At 57.5% G+C, this 19,761-nt stretch carries 19 protein-coding genes; 11 read left to right on the forward strand and 8 right to left on the reverse strand.

The annotated features are described in order from the left end of the window. Positions 1–37: 37 nt before the first annotated feature. Positions 38–610 carry a DedA family protein gene (locus APT89_RS00990; protein WP_028013848.1) on the reverse strand — a complete coding sequence of 191 codons (573 nt, stop codon included), beginning with the start codon at positions 608–610 and terminating at the stop codon, positions 38–40. 157 nt (positions 611–767) lie between these two features. On the opposite strand from APT89_RS00990, the gene APT89_RS00995 reads away from it, so the two are divergent. Both APT89_RS00995 and pbpG read left to right on the forward strand, forming a co-directional pair. Next, the gene (locus tag APT89_RS00995) at positions 768–1,355 is read left to right on the forward strand and encodes a Yip1 family protein (protein ID WP_028013847.1); all 588 of its coding nucleotides are present in this window, start codon (positions 768–770) and stop codon (positions 1,353–1,355) included. 167 nt (positions 1,356–1,522) lie between these two features. Then, the gene (gene pbpG, locus APT89_RS01000) at positions 1,523–2,446 is read left to right on the forward strand and encodes a D-alanyl-D-alanine endopeptidase (RefSeq protein ID WP_028013846.1); all 924 of its coding nucleotides are present in this window, start codon (positions 1,523–1,525) and stop codon (positions 2,444–2,446) included. Positions 2,447–2,539: 93 nt separating this feature from the next. Here the strand turns inward: pbpG and APT89_RS01005 are convergent, their stop codons facing one another. After that, positions 2,540–3,094 carry a GNAT family N-acetyltransferase gene (locus tag APT89_RS01005; RefSeq protein ID WP_028013845.1) on the reverse strand — a complete coding sequence of 185 codons (555 nt, stop codon included), beginning with the start codon at positions 3,092–3,094 and terminating at the stop codon, positions 2,540–2,542. Between the two features lie 112 nt (positions 3,095–3,206). Next, on the reverse strand, positions 3,207–4,955 hold the full coding sequence (gene dld / locus APT89_RS01010; RefSeq protein WP_060571617.1) for a D-lactate dehydrogenase: 1,749 nt from the start codon (positions 4,953–4,955) through the stop codon (positions 3,207–3,209). A gap of 189 nt (positions 4,956–5,144) precedes the next feature. Here dld and bglX point away from each other — a divergent pair, with 189 nt between their 5' ends. The 5 genes from bglX (at position 5,145) to APT89_RS01035 (ending at position 11,340) form a co-directional block, all read left to right on the forward strand. Continuing rightward, positions 5,145–7,442, forward strand: a complete 2,298-nt coding sequence (gene bglX, locus APT89_RS01015; RefSeq protein WP_041909044.1) for a beta-glucosidase BglX — start codon at positions 5,145–5,147, stop codon at positions 7,440–7,442. A gap of 146 nt (positions 7,443–7,588) precedes the next feature. Then, entirely contained in the window at positions 7,589–8,506 is a 918-nt protein-coding gene (gene osmF / locus APT89_RS01020; protein WP_041909045.1) for a glycine betaine ABC transporter substrate-binding protein OsmF, read from the forward strand. Positions 8,507–8,518: 12 nt separating this feature from the next. After that, a complete protein-coding gene (locus APT89_RS01025) occupies positions 8,519–9,676 on the forward strand; it encodes an ABC transporter permease (protein WP_041909048.1) in 1,158 nt (385 codons plus the stop codon). Continuing rightward, positions 9,669–10,619 carry an ABC transporter ATP-binding protein gene (locus APT89_RS01030; RefSeq protein ID WP_041909050.1) on the forward strand — a complete coding sequence of 317 codons (951 nt, stop codon included), beginning with the start codon at positions 9,669–9,671 and terminating at the stop codon, positions 10,617–10,619. Before APT89_RS01025 ends, APT89_RS01030 begins: the two co-directional genes overlap by 8 nt. Beyond that, the gene (locus APT89_RS01035) at positions 10,603–11,340 is read left to right on the forward strand and encodes an ABC transporter permease (protein ID WP_041909052.1); all 738 of its coding nucleotides are present in this window, start codon (positions 10,603–10,605) and stop codon (positions 11,338–11,340) included. Before APT89_RS01030 ends, APT89_RS01035 begins: the two co-directional genes overlap by 17 nt. On the opposite strand, the gene APT89_RS23070 is transcribed toward APT89_RS01035, so the two are convergent. Continuing rightward, entirely contained in the window at positions 11,315–11,428 is a 114-nt protein-coding gene (locus APT89_RS23070) for a protein YohO (protein ID WP_008500895.1), read from the reverse strand. The two genes, APT89_RS01035 and APT89_RS23070, sit on opposite strands and share 26 nt — an antisense overlap. A gap of 69 nt (positions 11,429–11,497) precedes the next feature. Further along, positions 11,498–12,238, reverse strand: coding sequence for an HTH-type transcriptional regulator MlrA (mlrA, locus tag APT89_RS01040; protein ID WP_041909054.1), 741 nt, complete (start codon positions 12,236–12,238; stop codon positions 11,498–11,500). Positions 12,239–12,456: 218 nt separating this feature from the next. On the opposite strand from mlrA, the gene APT89_RS01045 reads away from it, so the two are divergent. The 3 genes from APT89_RS01045 to APT89_RS01055 are packed head-to-tail and all read left to right on the forward strand — an operon-like array spanning position 12,457 to position 15,372. Then, positions 12,457–14,142 carry a sensor histidine kinase gene (locus APT89_RS01045; protein WP_041909056.1) on the forward strand — a complete coding sequence of 562 codons (1,686 nt, stop codon included), beginning with the start codon at positions 12,457–12,459 and terminating at the stop codon, positions 14,140–14,142. Then, a complete protein-coding gene (gene btsR / locus APT89_RS01050; protein ID WP_023312443.1) occupies positions 14,136–14,855 on the forward strand; it encodes a two-component system response regulator BtsR in 720 nt (239 codons plus the stop codon). The genes APT89_RS01045 and btsR overlap by 7 nt, the downstream gene beginning before the upstream one ends. 46 nt (positions 14,856–14,901) lie before the next feature. Next, complete coding sequence (locus APT89_RS01055; RefSeq protein ID WP_041909058.1) at positions 14,902–15,372, forward strand: DUF1456 family protein; 471 nt, start codon at positions 14,902–14,904, stop codon at positions 15,370–15,372. A gap of 30 nt (positions 15,373–15,402) precedes the next feature. On the opposite strand, the gene metG is transcribed toward APT89_RS01055, so the two are convergent. Then, positions 15,403–17,436: a methionine--tRNA ligase gene (metG, locus tag APT89_RS01060; protein ID WP_041909060.1), complete on the reverse strand. Its 2,034-nt coding sequence runs from the start codon at positions 17,434–17,436 to the stop codon at positions 15,403–15,405. 137 nt (positions 17,437–17,573) lie between these two features. On the opposite strand from metG, the gene apbC reads away from it, so the two are divergent. Beyond that, positions 17,574–18,683, forward strand: a complete 1,110-nt coding sequence (gene apbC / locus APT89_RS01065) for an iron-sulfur cluster carrier protein ApbC (RefSeq protein WP_060571618.1) — start codon at positions 17,574–17,576, stop codon at positions 18,681–18,683. A 93-nt stretch (positions 18,684–18,776) separates the two neighbouring features. On the opposite strand, the gene APT89_RS01070 is transcribed toward apbC, so the two are convergent. Together APT89_RS01070 and APT89_RS01075 are read right to left on the reverse strand one after the other, a co-directional pair. Further along, positions 18,777–19,256: a GNAT family N-acetyltransferase gene (locus tag APT89_RS01070; RefSeq protein ID WP_045259769.1), complete on the reverse strand. Its 480-nt coding sequence runs from the start codon at positions 19,254–19,256 to the stop codon at positions 18,777–18,779. Beyond that, entirely contained in the window at positions 19,207–19,539 is a 333-nt protein-coding gene (locus tag APT89_RS01075; RefSeq protein ID WP_008500887.1) for an RcnB family protein, read from the reverse strand. Before APT89_RS01075 ends, APT89_RS01070 begins: the two co-directional genes overlap by 50 nt. Positions 19,540–19,761: the final 222 nt, after the last annotated feature.

The following is a 19,761-nucleotide window of genomic DNA, read 5'->3' on the forward strand; positions in this document are numbered from 1 at the left end:
TCCCTCTCCCCAAAGGGGTGAGGGGCACCAGGCTGACTCACTCCTCATCCCGCTTCTTCTCTCTGTGCCGCATCCACAGCCTGACCCCAATCACCGCCACAACCACCAGAATCAACCACGCCCAGTGCTTCAGGTGCTGGTCAAGGTTATGCAGCCACGGGCCAATCACCTCGCCACCCACGTAACCAAGCGTCGTGAAGATCAGCGCCCAGGCTATCGCGCCAACAATATTCAGCGGAAGGAAAATTTTTGGCGGCAGGCGGCTGGCACCAATCAGTATCGGCCCGATAATCCTGAAGCCGTACATAAAGCGGGTGCCAATCACGAACAGATAAGGGTGACGCTGGATCAGGCGCTGCGCGCGGTTGATTTTCTTTTTGTGTTTAACGAAACGCTTGAGCAGCGTCGGCCCAAAGCGCAGCCCCAGGAAGTAGAGCAACTGATCGCCAATCATGCCGCCCAGCGCGACCGCAGCGACGACCAGCGGAAACTTGAGTAATCCCTGATGCGCGGCGACGCCGCCCAGCAGCGTGATGGTTTCACCTTCCGCCACGCTGCCGATGACCAGCGCGGCATATCCATATTGTTCAATGAGTGCGTTAATATCCATTACGTAACGGTTATCTCCCTCTGCGTACCTCGTTTAATCATATACCTCATGAATCAACCGCGCGGCAATCAACGGAAATTTCCCACTGTACATAAAATAATCTAAAGCCTGCATTATACTTAAGGTATCGCTGACGGGCCGACAACAAGGGGGCGCTATGAACCATGTCTGGGGACTTTTCTCCCATCCCGATCGTGAAATGCATGTCATCAAAAGTGAGAACGAAACGGTATCGCATCATTACACTCACCACGTGCTGCTGATGGCCGCGGTGCCGGTAATATGCGCGTTTATTGGCACAACACAAATCGGCTGGAACTTCGGTGACGGTACCGTGGTTCAGCTCTCCTGGTTTACCGGGCTTTATCTGGCCATTCTTTTTTATGGCCTGATGCTGGCAGGGGTGGCGGTCATGGGGCGCGTCATTCACTGGATGGCGCGTAACTACCCGCAGCGCCCATCGCTGGCACACTGTATGGTCTTCGCCGGATACGTCGCGACCCCGCTGTTCTTAAGCGGTATTGTTGCGCTCTATCCACTGGTCTGGCTGTGCGCGCTGATCGGTACTGTTGCGCTCTTTTACACCGGTTATCTGCTGTATCTGGGCGTTCCAACCTTCCTGAATATCAATAAAGAAGAGGGCCTGAGCTTCTCCGGCTCCACGCTTGCCATCGGGGTGCTGGTACTGGAGGTGTTACTGGCACTGACGGTTATTCTTTGGGGTTATGGATACCGTCTCTTCTAAGCTCACTGCATTGCTGGCGTAAATGCCAGCAATGCAGCATCTGTTCACGATTATCCGCTGGCGACAAAGCACGGTGACCGCTATGATGCCGAAGCCAGCCTGTGTTTATCCGTCGACACAGGCGGTGTACGTCATTACGTGCGTGAATAATTATCAGAAGTCTCACCATGCTGAAATTTCGTGTCTCCTTACTTAGCCTGGCGCTGCTGCTGGGTGCGTCCGCTGCCGTGCCAGCCGTCGCCAAAACGCCCGCGGTGACCACCGCTGCTGCTCAGCCGCAAATTGCGTCCGGCAGCGCGATGATTGTTGATCTCAACACCAATAAGGTGATTTACGCCAGCCACCCGGACCTGGTGCGCCCGATCGCCTCAATAACCAAATTAATGACCGCGATGGTGGTGCTTGATGCTCGCCTGCCGCTGGACGAAAAGCTGAAAGTGGATATCAGCCACACGCCGGAGATGAAAGGGATCTACTCTCGCGTGCGCCTGAACAGTGAAATCAGCCGTAAAAATATGCTGCTGCTGGCGCTGATGTCGTCCGAAAACCGTGCGGCGGCAAGTCTGGCGCACCACTATCCTGGCGGTTACGATGCCTTTATCCGCGCGATGAACGCCAAAGCCAAAGCGCTGGGGATGAGCAATACTCATTTTGTTGAACCGACGGGTCTGTCGATTAACAACGTCTCCACGGCCCGCGATCTGACGAAACTGCTGATTGCCAGCAAGCAGTACCCGCTGCTCGGCCAGCTCAGCACCACGCGTGAGGACATGGCGACATTCTCGAATCCGTCTTACACACTGCCGTTTCGCAACACGAACCATCTGGTGTACCGCGAGAACTGGAATATTCAGTTAACCAAAACCGGGTTTACCAATGCGGCAGGCCACTGCCTGGTGATGCGCACCGTGTTTAACGGTAAGCCGGTGGCGCTGGTGGTGATGGATGCCTTCGGGAAATATACCCACTTCGCGGATGCGAGCCGCCTGCGGACCTGGATTGAGACCGGGAAAGTGCAGCCCGTTCCGGCTGCGGCATTGACCTATAAAAAGCAGAAAGCGGAGCAGATGGCGACGGCGCAAAACGATTAATTCCCCTCTGCGCGTTGATGCCCTCACCCCGACCCTCTCCCACGGGAGAGGGAGAAAACACTAAAAACGGTAACCCAGGTTACCGTTTTACGTTTATTCCGGCAGCGTCCAGTCCCCATCGTTGAGCGGGCGCTGCATTATCACCGTATCCCGCCAGTCGCCTTTCTTATACCCCACGCTGCGAAGCTGACCGACAATCTCAAAGCCGTGTTTTTTATGCAGCCGTAACGAGCCGGAATTATTATTGCCATCTCCCACAACGGCAATCATCTGCCGCCACGGGCCCTGCTCGCAGCGCGCGATCAGCGCGTTCATTAATGCGGTGCCAAAACCGCGTCCGGTGATGCTGGCATCCACGTAAATCGACTCTTCCAGGGTATAGCGATAGGCCTGACGCGGTCGGTAAGGGGTGGCGTAACAATAGCCCACCACGATGCCGCGATAGAGCGCGATGAGCCACGGTAAACCGTTCTCGGCCACGCTTTTCATGCGCTGACGCATTTCGTCGATGGTGGGGGGGACTTCTTCGAATGACGCGCGTCCGTGAAGCACATGCCAGGCATAGATGGCGGCGATGGCATGCACATCATCGGGAAGGGCGTCGCGCACTTCCAGTTCGGTTTCGGATAAAACATCAACAGCCGACATGATGCGCCTGCTCCTCGTTATAGAATGCCGGAGAAACATTTCTCCGGCGACAGACCGCTACTCTATTACGATTAAGGCGCGCGAAACAATCTCTCAAATTTGGCTGTAGGGTTTAATCAGACGCTTGCGTTATGCGCTGCTCCGCGTCTGCACTCTCTTTCCAGTATTTCTTCCGCGTTGTTTTCCCTATGCCGGGATTCATGCTGTTTGTAGGGTCATTCTCGCGATAAAACTGCTTAAGGGCGTCAGGGGCTTTATAAAGATGCCCGACGTTGTGTTCCGCAGGATATTGTGCGCCACGCTCGCGCAGCAGGGCGAGCATCTGCTCCTTCAGTTCGTGAGCATCTACCCCTTTTTTGACGATATAATCCTGATGGAAGACGTAGCACATAAAGTGGCCGTAATAGAGCTTATGCACCAGCTTGCTGTCGATTTCCGGCGGCAGATGCTCAAACCATTCGGTGTCGTTGCGTCGCAGGGCGATATCCAGCGCCAGAATATCTTCCACTTCTTCGGAATGCACCGCCTGGTAACGGATAGCGGCACCCGCCGCGGCGAAGCGGTGCAGGAAGGCTTTGCTGCCTTCTTCCGGCGTGCAGGCAAAGAAATCACCCTCAGCCGTCCTGAAGAACTCGGTCAGCCAGCTCTGCGCTTCGGCGATCCCGTCCCCGGCCATTTTCAGCAGCAGGTGATGTTCGTACTTATCACGCCAGGTTTTCATTCGCTCCGGCAGATGCGCAGGGAAAACGTTGCCCAGCTTCTGCATAAAGCGGTCGGTGAAGTGGGGCTTGAACAGCGACACTTTCTCCAGCATCGCGTCGGTGCGGCCCTTCATGGTGAAGAAAAACGGCATTTTGTCGGTGCCAAGCTTATCGATCATCAGGAAAGTGTCTTTCCCGTAGCGCTCCGCGATGTCGTAAATATCCCGATGCATGTACTCGCCCGCCACCGGCAGGTGGGTGAATTCGCCCAGAATATGGCGACGAATTTCGGTCAGGACCTCAGGCTGATTGGTGCCGATGTAAAATACTTGCTGCTTTTTCTCTGCCGGGAAGGTGTCGAGACGCACCGCAAAAACGGCCAGCTTGCCCGCGCAGCCGGACGATTCAAACAGGCGATCCGGATCGGCGTTGTAGCGCGCCGGGGTATCGGCCTCGATATCGCGTACGCGGGTGATGTAATCATGGTCGTGCGCGTGGCGACCATCGTGCTGCACGTCTTCGTCCCTCACGCGGTCGTCGTCGAGCTTGCTGAGGATCTGTTCCGGCGTCACGCCCAGATCGATGCCCAGGTGGTTCACCAGCGTCAGCTTGCCGTTTTCATCGATGCGGGCAAAAAGTGACATTTCGGTGTAGGCCGGGCCGCGCTGGACCAGCGAACCGCCGGAGTTATTGCAAATCCCACCGACCACCGAGGCGCCAATGCAGGAGGAGCCGATCACCGAGTGCGGCTCGCGGCCCAGCGGCTTAAGCGCTTTTTCCAGCGAGTACAGCGTGGTGCCCGGGAACGCGAGCACCTGCTCGCCTTTGTCCAGCAGGTGCAGCTTGTCGAGGCGCAGGGTGCTGATAATCACGATATCGCGATCGTAATCGTTGCCGTTCGGCGTGGAACCTTCGGTCAGGCCGGTGTTGGCCGCCTGCATTAAAATAATCTTGTCCGCCGCAACGCAGGCGCTCAGCACGCGCCACAGCTCCAGCAGCGTGCCGGGGAAGACCACCGCCAGCGCGTCGCCCTGGCCGGAGCGGAAACCCTTACGGTAGCGGGCGGTTTTGGCCGGGTCGGTAAGCAGGTGAGAGGAGCCAATCAGGCGCGACAGTTCGTTAATAAATGTTTTGTTATCGTCAGTTCGAACAGAAGTCATCTTCCACTCCTTGTGGTGGGGCAAATTTCTCGCTGTAAAGCATAGCGCGATTAACTGTTCAGCGGTCGAGTATTCACGAGAAAAATCAGAGAATAACCCTGCAACGTTCAGAGGGTTTATGGCACACTGCGCTTTTCGCACGGTCTGGCCGGGTGCTTCCCACGGTTATTGATGAGAGAGAATAACAACATGAAATGGCTATGTTCTGTAGGTGTCGCCGTCAGCCTGGCGCTGCAACCTGCGCTGGCAGAGGATTTGTTTGGTAATCACCCGCTCACGCCTGAAGCCCGCGACGCGTTTGTCACGGAGTTGCTTAAGAAGATGACGGTCGATGAAAAAATCGGCCAGCTGCGTCTGATCAGCGTTGGCCCGGATAACCCGAAAGAGGCCATCCGCGAGATGATCAAAGAGAACCAGGTGGGCGCGATTTTTAACACCGTCACCCGCCAGGATATCCGCGCCATGCAGGATCAGGTGATGCAGCTCAGCCGTCTGAAAATCCCGTTGTTCTTTGCCTATGACGTGGTGCACGGCCAGCGTACCGTCTTCCCGATCAGCCTCGGCTTAGCCTCCTCGTTTAACCTCGACGCGGTGAAAACCGTCGGGCGCGTGTCGGCCTATGAAGCGGCGGACGACGGCCTGAACATGACCTGGGCACCGATGGTGGACGTCTCGCGCGATCCGCGCTGGGGCCGCGCCTCGGAAGGCTTCGGTGAAGATACCTATTTAACGGCCACGATGGGCAAAACCATGGTGGAAGCGATGCAGGGCAAGAGCCCGGCGGACCGCTACTCGGTGATGACCAGCGTTAAACACTTCGCGGCCTACGGCGCCGTGGAAGGCGGTAAAGAGTACAACACCGTCGACATGAGCCCACAGCGCCTGTTTAACGACTACATGCCGCCGTACAAAGCAGGGCTGGATGCGGGCAGCGGCGCGGTGATGGTGGCGCTGAACTCGCTGAACGGCACGCCTGCGACCTCCGATTCCTGGCTGCTGAAAGACGTCCTGCGCGACCAGTGGGGCTTTAAGGGCATCACTGTTTCCGACCACGGCGCGATTAAAGAGTTGATCAAGCACGGCACGGCGTCCGATCCGGAAGACGCCGTGCGCGTGGCGCTCAAGTCCGGCATCAACATGAGCATGAGCGACGAGTACTACAGCAAATACCTGCCGGGGCTGGTGAAGAGCGGCAAGGTAACGATGGCGGAGCTGGACGATGCCGCGCGCCACGTGCTGAACGTGAAATATGACATGGGGCTGTTTAACGATCCGTACAGCCACCTGGGGCCGAAAGATTCTGACCCGGCGGATACCAACGCCGAAAGTCGCCTGCACCGTAAAGAGGCGCGTGAAGTGGCGCGCGAAAGTCTGGTGCTGCTGAAGAACCGCCTCGACACGCTGCCGCTGAAAAAATCCGGCACTATTGCTGTGGTCGGCCCGCTGGCTGACAGCAAGCGCGACGTGATGGGGAGCTGGTCTGCTGCGGGCGTGGCCGATCAGTCCGTTACCGTCCTGACCGGCATCAAGAGCGCCGTCGGTGAAAACGCCAAAGTGGTGTACGCCAAAGGGGCGAACGTCACCGACGATAAAGACATCGTCACCTTCCTCAACCAGTACGAGGAAGCGGTGAAGGTCGATCCGCGCACGCCTAAGGAGATGATCGACGAAGCGGTCAACGCGGCGAAGCAGTCTGACGTCGTTGTCGCGGTCGTGGGGGAAGCGCAGGGTATGGCGCACGAAGCCTCCAGCCGTACCGACATCACCATCCCGCAGAGCCAGCGCGATCTGATCGCCGCCCTGAAAGCGACCGGCAAGCCGCTGGTGCTGGTGCTGATGAACGGTCGTCCGCTGGCGCTGGTGAAAGAGGACCAGCAGGCTGACGCCATTCTGGAAACCTGGTTCGCCGGCACCGAAGGCGGTAACGCCATCGCCGACGTGCTGTTTGGCGATTACAACCCGTCGGGCAAGCTGCCGATGTCCTTCCCGCGCTCCGTCGGGCAGATCCCGGTTTACTACAGCCACCTGAACACCGGTCGCCCGTACAACGCCGACAAGCCGAACAAATACACGTCTCGTTACTTCGACGAAGCTAACGGCCCGCTCTATCCGTTTGGTTATGGCCTGAGCTACACCACCTTCAAGGTTTCTGAGGTGAAAATGTCGGCGCCGAGCCTGAAGCGTGACGGCAAGGTCACCGCCAGCGTCGAGGTGACCAACACCGGCAAGCGTGAAGGGGCAACGGTGATTCAGATGTACGTGCAGGATGTCACCGCCTCGATGAGCCGTCCTGTGAAGCAGCTGCGCGGCTTTGAGAAGGTCAATCTCAAGCCTGGCGAAACCAAAACCATCAGCTTCCCGATTGACGTGGATGCGCTGAAGTTCTGGAACCAGCAGATGAAATATGATGCGGAACCGGGCAAGTTTAACGTCTTTATCGGGGTGGATTCCGCCCGCGTAAATAAAGGCGAGTTCGAGCTGCTGTAACCTTTCCCTCCTTTGCATCCCCCGTCCATCGGGGGATGCGTCTTACCTTATGCTAAAAAGGCATTTTGCCGGGTAAATCCGCCGTTTTAAGCTACGCTTTTCTCTCAAGCCTCTGAAAAAGGCAGCAAAAAAATGAGGATAGCGGAATGACGATTAAATCGGGGATGGTAGTTTCTGCGGCGCTACTCGCGGCGCTAAGCCTGCCGTTACAGGCGGCGGAGCCGGTAAAAGTGGGCTCAAAGATCGATACCGAGGGCGCGCTGCTCGGGAATATTATTCTCCAGGTGCTGGAAAGCCACGGCGTGAAAACCGTCAATAAAGTTCAACTGGGCACCACGCCCGTCGTGCGCGGCGCGATTACCTCCGGCGAGCTGGATATCTATCCTGAATATACCGGCAACGGCGCGTTCTTCTTTAAAGAAGAGAACGATCCAGCATGGAAAAACGCCAAAGCTGGCTATGAAAAAGTCAAAAAACTCGACGCGGAACAGAACAAGCTGGTCTGGCTGACCCCGGCCCCGGCCAACAATACCTGGACTATCGCCGTGCGTAAGGACGTGGCGGAGAAAGGGAAGCTCACCTCGCTTGCGGATCTCAGCCGCTACCTGAAAGAGAAGGGCGACTTCAAGCTCGCGGCGTCCGCGGAGTTTATCGAGCGTCCTGACGCGCTGCCGGCGTTTGAAAAAGCCTACGACTTCAAGCTCGACCAGGCACAACTGCTCTCGCTGGCGGGCGGAGATACGGCGGTAACCATTAAGGCGGCGGCGCAGCAAACCTCCGGCGTTAACGCGGCGATGGCCTACGGCACCGACGGCCCGGTCGCGGCGCTGGGCCTACAAACCCTGACCGATCCAAAAGGCGTTCAGCCGATCTACGCTCCAACCCCGGTTGTGCGTGAGGCGGTACTGAAAGCCTACCCGGATATTGCTGAATGGCTCAAACCGGTCTTCGAAAAGCTGGATGAAAAAACGCTGCAACAGCTGAACGCCAGCATTGCCGTCGAGGGACTGGATGCCAAAAAAGTGGCCGCCGACTTCCTGAAACAACAAGGGCTTGTGAAGTAACGGGAAAGGGCTGTGCCAATAAAATGTCATAACCGCGTACTGCTGCTGTTGGCCTGCGTGGCCATCGCGGCGGTCGCGTTACCGTTTGTGAACGTCGCGCCTAACCGCCTGATGTCGGGGGAAGGGCGTGCTCTCTGGGACGTATGGTCGTTCACGCCGTGGTGGCTGGCGGCTGCGCTGGCCGCGTGGGTTGGACTGTCGCTCTGGCAAGGGCGAACGGCGCAGTGGCTAACGCTGCTGCTCTCGGAAGGTCTCTTTATCGCGCTGTTCTGGAGCGCGGGGCTGGCGGCAACGCATATGGCCTCGGCGGAAAGTCCGCTGGCGAGAACCACGCCAGGCAGCGGCCTGTGGCTCTGGCTGGCTTTGTGTTTACTGGCCAGCAGCGATGCGATTCGTCGTCTCATCGCCAGTTCTGTCTGGCGCTGGGTGCTTAATGCACAGATATGGTCTATTCCGCTGCTGTTATTGTTCAGCGGTGAACTGAACAACCTCTCGCTGTTAAAAGAGTACGCCAACCGTCAGGAGGTATTTAATGATGCTCTGGCGCAACATCTGACGATCCTTTTCGGCACGCTGATCCCGGCGCTGCTGATCGGGATACCGCTCGGCATGTGGTGTTATCGTCATCCCTCACGTCAGGGTAGCATCTTTGCCGTGCTCAACGTCATCCAGACCATTCCCTCCGTTGCGCTGTTTGGCCTGCTGATTGCCCCCCTGGCCGGGCTGGTGAAGTCGTTTCCCGCGCTGGGCGCGGTGGGTATCGCCGGAACGGGGTTAACACCCGCGCTGATTGCGCTGGTGCTGTACGCGCTGCTCCCGCTGGTGCGCGGCGTAGTCGCCGGCTTAAGCCAGGTTGCGCCGGATGTGCTGGAAAGCGCCCACGCGATGGGGATGAGCGCGCGACAGTGTTTCTGGAAGATACAGCTCCCGCTGGCGCTGCCCCTGCTGCTGCGCAGCCTGCGGGTGGTAGCGGTTCAGACCGTTGGCATGGCGGTGATTGCCGCGCTGATTGGAGCGGGCGGCTTTGGCGCGCTGGTGTTCCAGGGGCTGCTGAGCAGCGCCCTCGATCTGGTGTTGTTAGGCGTAGTCCCTACCATTGCGCTGGCGGTTGTCGTCGACGCCCTGTTTGCCTTATGGCTCGCGCTGCTCAGGAGAAGAGCCAATGATTGAATTTCATGATGTGAGTAAAACCTTTGCCGGCCGCCCGGCGGCAAGCCATCTGAACCTGAACTTTGCCGAGGGGGCATTTTCCGTGCTGATTGGCACTTCGGGCTCGGGAAAATCCACCACGCTGAAGATGATCAACCGGTTGGTGGAGCATGACAGCGGGTTAATTCGCTTTGCCGGGGAAGAGATCCGCAGCCTGCCGGTGCTGGAGCTGCGCCGCCGAATGGGCTATGCCATTCAGTCTATCGGCCTGTTTCCGCACTGGACGGTGGCACAGAACATCGCCACCGTGCTGCAGCTGGAGAAATGGTCGCGGGCTAAAATCGCTGACCGCGTTGATGAACTGATGTCTCTGCTGGGGCTGGAGCCCGCGTTGCGCAACCGCTATCCTCACCAGCTCTCCGGTGGACAACAGCAGCGCGTGGGCGTGGCGCGCGCGCTGGCGGCTAACCCGCAGGTGCTGCTGATGGATGAACCCTTTGGCGCGCTGGATCCCGTTACGCGCGGGGCGCTGCAAACGGAGATGACCCGCATTCACCGCATTCTTGGTCGAACCATCGTCCTCGTGACGCACGATATCGATGAAGCCCTGCGCCTGGCCGACCATCTGGTGCTGATGGACCACGGCGAGGTGGTGCAGCAGGGCGCGCCGCTTGCGCTGCTGACCAGCCCGAAGAATGACTTTGTACGCGAGTTTTTTGGCCGCAGCGAGCTGGGCGTCAGGCTGCTCTCCCTGCGGACGGTCGGAGACTATATGCGCCGTGAGAATGCACCGCCCGGCGGGGAACCGCTACAGGAGCAGATGAGCCTGCGTGATGCCCTCTCCGCGTTTGTCGCGCGCCGGTGCGAAGTCCTGCCCGTGGCGGATGTCCGGGGTGCGCCGTGCGGCAGCCTGCATTTTCGCGATCTGCTGGCCGGGGAGGTGACGCGTGAAGGCACTGCGTGATCCGCTCCTCTGGCTGGTAGCGCTCTTTGTCGCCTTACTGTTTCTGATGCCTCACAGCGCGGCGCTGTTTAACACTCTTTTTCCGGGGCTACCGCGGCCGGTGTATCAGCAGGAGAGCTTTATTAACCTTGCCCTGGCGCATCTCTGTCTGGTGGCGCTCTCAAGCGTCATCGCGGTGGTGCTGGGAGTAGGGGCGGGCATCGCGGTCACGCGACCTGCGGGCCGGGAGTTTCGTCCGCTGGTGGAGACGGTTGCGGCCATTGGACAGACGTTTCCGCCGGTGGCGGTGCTGGCGATAGCGGTGCCGGTTATGGGTTTTGGTCAGCAGCCCGCGATTATTGCGCTGATTCTGTACGGCGTGTTGCCCGTTCTGCAGGGCACGCTGGCGGGCGTTGCGGCGGTCCCGGCGTCTGTTTTAAGCGTGGCGGAAGGGATGGGGATGAGCCGCTGGCAGCGGCTGCGCAAGATAGAACTGCCGCTTGCGGCACCGGTTATTATTGCCGGGATCCGCACGTCGGTGATCATTAACATCGGGACGGCGACCATTGCGTCTACGGTCGGTGCCAATACGCTGGGAACGCCGATCATCATCGGCTTAAGCGGGTTTAATACGGCTTATATTGTGCAGGGGGCGGTACTGGTCGCGCTGGCGGCCATCGTCGTCGATCGCCTTTTTGAGCGGCTGGCGCTATACCTCAGCCGACACCGCCACGAACGATAAACGAGTATCCTGCAAGCATCACGCCGCCGATACCGCTTACGGCCATCAGGACAAAAAGGGTAATAATGGCGAGTTTGGTTGCCTTCATCATGTGCTCCTGTTGTTAACGGAACAATTATACGGTGAAGCGCAGCTGTTAATGAACCATTAAATGCCGTTATGGCTCATCCGGGCCAAGGGAATAAACCGGATAACCATGCTCACGCCACTCCGTCAGCAGCTGTTGCTGCGTGGCGGACGGCACTTCGCCACACCAGACCAGCAGGGTCTGGCCGTCGAAAAACTCGGGTTTGAGCTGCCCCAGCGAGTGCGCAAGGACATCCACGCGCCAGCCCTTTTGGGTGGCGATCCACGCTTCCAGCCACAGACGGGTGGTATCGTGCACGTTCCAGCCGACCACCAGCGCATCTTTTCCTGCCTTGTTCTTCGCCGAGGCAAGACAGACGGCAATATAGTTGATCAGCACCCCGTCAAGCATGCTGAGCAGCGCCTGCAGGGTAGACTGTTGGCACTGCAGGCGCCGACGGAGCGGAATGAAAAGATGGGTGATAAGCGTTTTCGCCGGATAATCGCGACCCTGCTCTTTGATCCAGGCGCGCAGTCGCTGCAGGTTACCGGCCTGCAGGAGCCGCAGCAGCGTTTCCTGCTGCTCGCGCCAGAGGCGTTGCGTGTCCGGGTCGTCGTGGCTCAGCAGGGACTTCACTTTCCCGACCTGCACCCCGTTGTCGATCCAGCTTTTGATTTCACGGATCCGGTCGATATCGGTATCGTTGAAAAGGCGATGACCACCGTCCGTCCTCTGCGGTTTGAGCAATCCATACCGTCGCTGCCACGCCCGTAGGGTAACGGGATTGATATCACAAAGGAGTGCCACTTCACCGATTGTGTAAAGCGCCATATTTGCCCCCTGGCTTACGCGTCCCCAGCTTAACTGTAGACCCACTTTGCCGAACCAGGAAGAATTGATTAATTTTTAAACAAATAATGCGAACCATGCACGATGTGCAGAAAAAGATGTGATAACGGACACGATTTTACGCTTTTTTGGGGCGCTTCAAAGAAAGTTCAGCCGCATCCGTGTATGTTACGCGTTTTTTAGCGTGTGCGGTTTTGAGTATGTACGAGTTTAACCTTGTGTTGCTGTTGCTTCAGCAGATGTGCGTGTTTCTGGTCATTGCCTGGCTGATGAGCAAAACGCGTCTTTTCATTCCGCTGATGCAGGTCACCGTACGCCTGCCGCACAAGCTGCTCTGCTACGTCACCTTCTCTATTTTTTGCATCATGGGGACCTACTTCGGCCTCCACATCGAAGACTCTATTGCTAATACGCGTGCCATCGGCGCTGTGATGGGCGGGCTGCTGGGCGGCCCGGTCGTCGGTGGCCTTGTCGGTTTAACCGGTGGGCTGCATCGCTATTCCATGGGCGGGATGACGGCGCTCAGCTGCATGATCTCGACGATCGTCGAAGGGCTGCTTGGTGGCCTGGTGCACAGCTATATGATTAAGCGCGGTCGCCCGGACAAGGTGTTTAGCCCGCTTACCGCCGGGGCCATCACATTTGTGGCTGAAATGGCGCAGATGGCGATCATTCTGCTGATTGCCCGCCCGTTCGAGGATGCTCTGCACCTGGTCAGCAGTATTGCCGCCCCGATGATGGTGACCAACACCGTCGGCGCGGCGCTGTTTATGCGTATTCTGCTCGACAAGCGCGCCATGTTTGAGAAGTACACCTCGGCCTTTTCCGCCACGGCGTTGAAGGTTGCCGCCTCGACCGAAGGGATCCTGCGTCAGGGGTTTAACGAAGAGAACAGCATGAAGGTCGCGCAGGTGCTCTATAAAGAGCTGGATATCGGCGCGGTGGCCATTACCGATCGCGAAAAGCTGCTGGCGTTTACCGGCACCGGAGACGATCACCACCTGCCGGGCAAACCGATCTCGTCGACCTATACGCTGCGCGCCATTGAAACCGGCGAAGTAGTGTATGCCGACGGTAACGAAGTGCCTTACCGCTGCTCGCTGCATCCGCAGTGCAAGCTGGGCTCCACGCTCGTCATTCCGCTGCGCGGGGAAAATCAGCGGGTGATGGGCACCATCAAGCTGTATGAGGCGAAAAACCGTCTGTTCAGCTCCATCAACCGCACGCTGGGGGAGGGTATCGCCCAGCTTCTTTCCGCGCAAATTCTGGCCGGGCAGTATGAACGGCAGAAAGCCCTGCTGACGCAGTCTGAAATTAAGCTGCTGCATGCCCAGGTCAATCCGCATTTCCTGTTTAATGCCCTCAACACGCTCAAAGCGGTGATTCGCCGCGACAGCGATCAGGCCGCGCAGCTGGTGCAGTTTTTGTCGACCTTTTTCCGTAAAAACCTGAAGCGCCCGTCAGAGATCGTGACCCTCGCCGATGAAATTGAGCACGTGAATGCCTATCTGCAAATTGAACAGGCGCGGTTTCAGTCCCGCCTGCAGGTGTCGCTCTCCGTTCCGGACGAGCTGGCGTATCAGCATCTTCCGGCCTTTACCCTGCAGCCTATTGTGGAGAACGCCATCAAGCACGGTACCTCGCAGCTGCTGGGGAGAGGGGAGATAACCATTGCCGCCAGCCGTTTTAACCACCATCTGGTGCTGGATATTGAAGATAACGCCGGGCTGTACCAGCCTTCCGCTTCGGGCGGATTAGGGATGAGCCTGGTTGATAAACGTCTGCGCGCCCATTTTGGCGACGACTGTGGCATTACCGTCGCCTGCGAGCCTGACCGTTTTACCCGTATTACCGTTCGACTGCCGCTGGAGGAAAACGCATGTTAAGAGTGCTGATTGTGGATGACGAGCCGCTGGCACGGGAAAACCTGCGCGTTCTGCTGCAGGAGCAGCCAGACATTGAGATTGTGGGGGAGTGCGCCAACGCCATTGAGGCCATCGGTGCGGTGCACAAGCTGCGCCCGGACGTGCTGTTCCTCGACATTCAGATGCCGCGCATCAGCGGGCTGGAGATGGTCGGCATGCTCGACCCGGCGCATCGTCCCTACATCGTGTTTCTGACGGCGTTCGACGAATATGCCGTTAAGGCTTTTGAGGAGCACGCGTTCGATTATTTACTCAAGCCGATTGAAGAGAAGCGGCTGGAAAAAACGCTCACCCGCTTACGCCAGGAGCGAACCGTCCAGGACGTTACGCTGCTGCCGGAAAACCAGCAGCCGCTGAAATTTATCCCTTGCACCGGGCACAGCCGGATTTATCTGCTGCAAATGGATGATGTGGCGTTTGTCAGCAGCCGCCTGAGCGGGGTGTTTGTCACCAGCGCGGAAGGGAACGAAGGGTTTACCGAGCTGACCCTGCGCACGCTGGAGAGCCGTACGCCGCTGATTCGCTGTCACCGTCAGTATCTGGTGAACATGGCACACCTGAAGGAGATCCGTCTGGAAGATAACGGTCAGGCCGAGCTGGTGCTGCGCGCCGGGCAGACCGTCCCCGTCAGCCGCCGCTATCTGAAAAGTTTGAAAGAGGCGATTGGCCTGTAAAACTGGTACACTGCGCGCCATTGCATCATCGACATTCGAAGGCTCTATGCTAAGTAACGATATTCTTCGTAGCCTGCGCTACACCCTGAAAGCAAACAATAACGACATGGTGCGCATTCTTGCGCTGTCCGACATTGAATCCACGTCTGCAAATTTTGATACCTGGATGACCAAAGAGGACGAAGAGGGCTTCGTCCGCTGCCCGGACATCATTCTGTCGGGTTTTCTGAACGGGCTGATTTACGATAAACGTGGAAAAGATGACTCCGCGCCCGAGCTGGCGCTGGAGCGTCGGGTGAACAACAACACGGTGCTGAAAAAGCTGCGTATCGCCTTCTCGTTGAAAACGGACGATATCCAGGCGATCATGACCGAGCAGAAATACCGCGTGTCGATGCCGGAAATCACTGCCATGATGCGCGCGCCGGACCACAAAAATTACCGCGAGTGCGGCGACCAGTTTCTGCGTAATTTCCTGCGCGGGCTGACCCATCGGGTGCATCACCCGAAACCATAAAAAAGCCGGAGATTATCTCCGGCTTTTTTTTTATTTCACCTGCTGGCCCGGCTTCGCGCCTTCGTCTGGGCTTAACAGGAAGATATCCTTCCCGCCAGGGCCTGCTGCCATCACCATCCCCTCGGAAATGCCGAAGCGCATTTTGCGCGGCGCCAGGTTAGCGACCATCACGGTTTGACGGCCGATCAGCACCTGCGGGTCCGGGTAGGCAGAACGGATGCCGGAGAAGACGTTGCGCTTCTCGCCGCCGAGATCCAGCGTCAGGCGCAGCAGCTTGTCAGAGCCTTCCACGAATTCTGCGTTTTCAATCAGCGCCACGCGCAGGTCGACTTTAGCAAAGTCATCAAAAGTGATGGTTTCCTGAATCGGATCGTCCGCCAGCGGGCCGGTTACCGGTGCTGCAGCCGCTTTCACCTCTTCTTTAGAGGCTTCGACCAGCGCTTCAACCTGCTTCATCTCGATGCGGTTATACAGCGCCTTAAAGGTGTTCACCTTGTGGCCGAGCAGCGGCTGTGCCATTGCATCCCAGGTCAGTTCGGTGTTCAGGAACGCTTCAGCGCGGGCTGCCAGCTGCGGCAGAACTGGCTTCAGGTACGTCATCAGTACGCGGAACAGGTTGATGCCCATGGAGCAGATGGCCTGCAGATCGGCATCGCGGCCTTCCTGTTTAGCGACAACCCACGGCGCCTGCTCGTCCACATAGCGGTTAGCCAGGTCAGCCAGCGCCATGATTTCACGCACTGCTTTACCGAACTCGCGCGTTTCCCAGGCTTCGCCAATGGTGGCTGCCGCGTCGGTGAAGGTTTGGTACAGGGCAGGGTCCGCCAGCTCAGCGGCCATTACGCCGTCAAAGCGCTTGGCGATAAAGCCCGCGTTACGGGACGCCAGGTTCACCACCTTGTTGACGATGTCTGCGTTCACGCGCTGCACGAAATCTTCCAGGTTCAGGTCGATATCGTCGATGCGGGAAGAGAGCTTCGCGGTGTAGTAGTAGCGCAGGCTATCCGCGTCGAAGTGGTTCAGCCAGGTGCTGGCCTTGATGAACGTCCCGCGGGACTTGGACATCTTGGCGCCGTTCACCGTGACGTAGCCGTGTACGAACAGGTTGGTCGGCTTGCGGAAGTTGCTGCCTTCCAGCATGGCCGGCCAGAACAGGCTGTGGAAGTAAACGATGTCTTTGCCGATGAAATGGTACAGCTCGGCGGTAGAGTCTTTCTTCCAGTATTCGTCGAAGCTGACGGTGTCGCCCCGCTTGTCGCACAGGTTCTTGAAGGAGCCCATGTAGCCGATTGGCGCGTCCAGCCAGACGTAGAAATATTTGCCCGGCGCATTCGGGATTTCGAAGCCAAAGTACGGCGCATCGCGGGAGATATCCCACTGCTGCAGGCCGGATTCGAACCACTCCTGCATCTTGTTCGCCACCTGCTCCTGCAGCGCGCCACTGCGGGTCCACGCCTGCAGCATTTCGCTGAAGGACGGCAGGTCGAAGAAGAAGTGCTCGGAATCACGCATCACAGGTGTGGCGCCGGATACCACGGATTTGGGCTCAATCAGTTCGGTCGGGCTGTAGGTCGCGCCGCAGACTTCGCAGTTATCGCCGTACTGATCCGGGGATTTACATTTTGGACAGGTGCCTTTGACGAAACGGTCCGGCAGGAACATGCCTTTTTCCGGATCGTACAGCTGAGAGATAGTGCGGTTTTTGATGAAACCGTTCTCTTTCAGACGGGTGTAGATCAGCTCCGACAGCTCGCGGTTTTCTTCGCTGTGCGTGGAGTGATAGTTGTCATAGCTGATGTCAAAGCCAGCAAAATCGGTCTGATGCTCCTGACTCATTTCGGCAATCATCTGCTCCGGGGAAATCCCCAGCTGCTGCGCTTTCAGCATAATCGGCGTGCCGTGGGCATCGTCCGCACAGATGAAGTTAACCTCGTGGCCGCGCATTCGCTGGTAACGGACCCAGACATCAGCCTGGATATGCTCCAGCATGTGGCCGAGGTGGATTGAGCCGTTGGCGTACGGCAGGGCGCACGTTACCAGAATTTTTTTCGCGACTTGAGTCATAGTAGGCATTACTTCTTTTAACTGTGAAAAGGGTTTTCGATATTACCAAAAGGGGCATTATTAAGTAAGCACAAACCACGGCCTTTCAGGTAAACTTGTTTGTCTAAGGTCTTATTCACAAGAACAAAGGAGTCGGGATGAGTTCTCAATCCCAGGCCAAATCACCGGAAGCCTTACGAGCAATGGTCGCCGGGACGCTGGCTAACTTTCAGCATCCAACCCTGAAACATAACCTCACTACGCTGAAAGCGTTGCACCACGTCGCGTGGCTGGACGATACGCTGCACGTTGAAGTGCAGATGCCGTTCGTCTGGACCAGCGCCTTTGACGCGCTGAAAGAGCAGACCAGCGCCGAGCTGCTGCGCATTACCGGTGCGAAAGCGATTGACTGGAAGCTGAGCCACAGCATTGCCACGCTGAAGCGTGTGAAAAATCAGCCGGGCGTCAACGGGGTGAAAAACATCATCGCCGTGAGTTCAGGTAAGGGTGGGGTGGGTAAATCCTCTACCGCCGTCAACCTCGCGCTCGCGCTGGCGGCGGAAGGGGCAAAGGTCGGTATTCTGGATGCCGATATCTACGGTCCGTCTATTCCAAACATGCTGGGTGCGGAAAATCAGCGTCCAACCTCGCCGGACGGCACGCATATGGCGCCGATCGTGGCGCACGGTCTGGCGACCAACTCCATCGGTTACCTGGTGACCGACGATAACGCCATGGTCTGGCGCGGCCCGATGGCCAGCAAAGCGCTGCTGCAGATGCTGCAGGAAACGATGTGGCCGGATCTGGATTATCTGGTGCTGGACATGCCGCCGGGCACCGGTGACATTCAGCTGACGCTGGCGCAGAACATCCCGGTAACGGGGGCCGTTGTGGTCACCACGCCGCAGGATATCGCGCTGATCGACGCCAAAAAAGGCATCGTGATGTTCGAGAAAGTGGAAGTGCCGGTGCTCGGCATCGTCGAGAACATGAGCATGCACATCTGCAGCAACTGCGGACACCATGAGCCTATCTTTGGTACGGGTGGGGCGGAAAAACTGGCAGCGCAGTATCACACCCAGCTGCTGGGGCAGATGCCGCTGCATATTTCCTTGCGTGAAGATCTGGACAGCGGGAAGCCGACGGTCGTCAGCCGTCCGGACAGCGAGTTCGCTAAGATGTATCGCCAGCTGGCGGGGCGCGTTGCGGCGCAGCTCTACTGGCAGGGTGAAGTGATCCCGGGTGAAATCGCCTTCCGCGCGGTGTAACCCCCCAGCGCTGGATTGCCGGGTGGCGGTTTCGCCTTACCCGGCCTACGAAATACGATTTTGTAGGTCAGGTAAGCGAAGCGCCACCTGACTTTACCCAAGCCGGTAATGCATAAGATAGTACTCTCCCTCAGGAGAATTCCCCGTCGCCTCAATGTGCCAGCCGTGCCGCTGGTAAAACGTAATAGCCCGCGCATTTTTCACCAGACACTTGAGTGAGCCCGTGCTGGTAAACGTCTTCTGTACGTGCTCAAGCAACACATGTCCGACGCCCAGGCTCTGATACTGCGGGTCGACAAACAGGTTGTGCAGAAAATTATCGTTCGTCCAGACTGAGGCGAAGCCAAGTCGGTGCCCATCCTGCTCCGCCACCCAAATCTCTTCGTCCAGGGTTGCCGCGTCAAAATCTTCAAGCTGCCACGCAGAACTGTCCAGCCACGGCCAGGCTTCACGCCGGGCGTGGAGGTAGAGCGTACGCAGGAAAGGGCGGTCGCTCTCCTGCCACGGACGGATTACGATCGTATCAGCGATGATAGAAAATATCTCCATTGTAGGCTTTGTAGATTTTGCCATCCGCATCGCCAATCAGGACGTAGTTTTCGCCCATGTAGGTCCAGTGGGTACCGGCATCCGGTGCCGGAAGGTTACGCAGCTGGTACTGTTTAATGGTGTACTCCGGCGTTTGATATTGCGCCGGTGCCGTATCGCCGATTTTAAACTTCGTGAAATCGGCGATGAACTCTTGTTCTTCATAGGCCTTGATGCCCGATGGCGCAGCGGCGGTTTGCGGGGCAGAAAACGCGGAGCCCGCCAGAGACAGTAATACACCCAGAAGCAGCAATTTACGCTTAGCCATTTTTTCTCCAGTGATATTGTTTCAGAGACTTTCGTCTGCAGGGCACACAGCACAAGACAGACGGTCTATTTTAAGTATCAAAGCATGATGCGTTTGATAAAAAATGTAACAAAAGTGGAGGGGTTTGGGTAGTCGATAGCGGTGATGCTCATCATTGCGGTGAATGTTGATTGTGCGGAATATTTGTTATTTTTATTATTTTATTAATCTATTCTGAAAATA

The organism is Enterobacter sp. 50588862, assembly GCF_001462935.1.
In the GTDB taxonomy this organism is placed as follows: domain Bacteria; phylum Pseudomonadota; class Gammaproteobacteria; order Enterobacterales; family Enterobacteriaceae; genus Enterobacter; species Enterobacter bugandensis.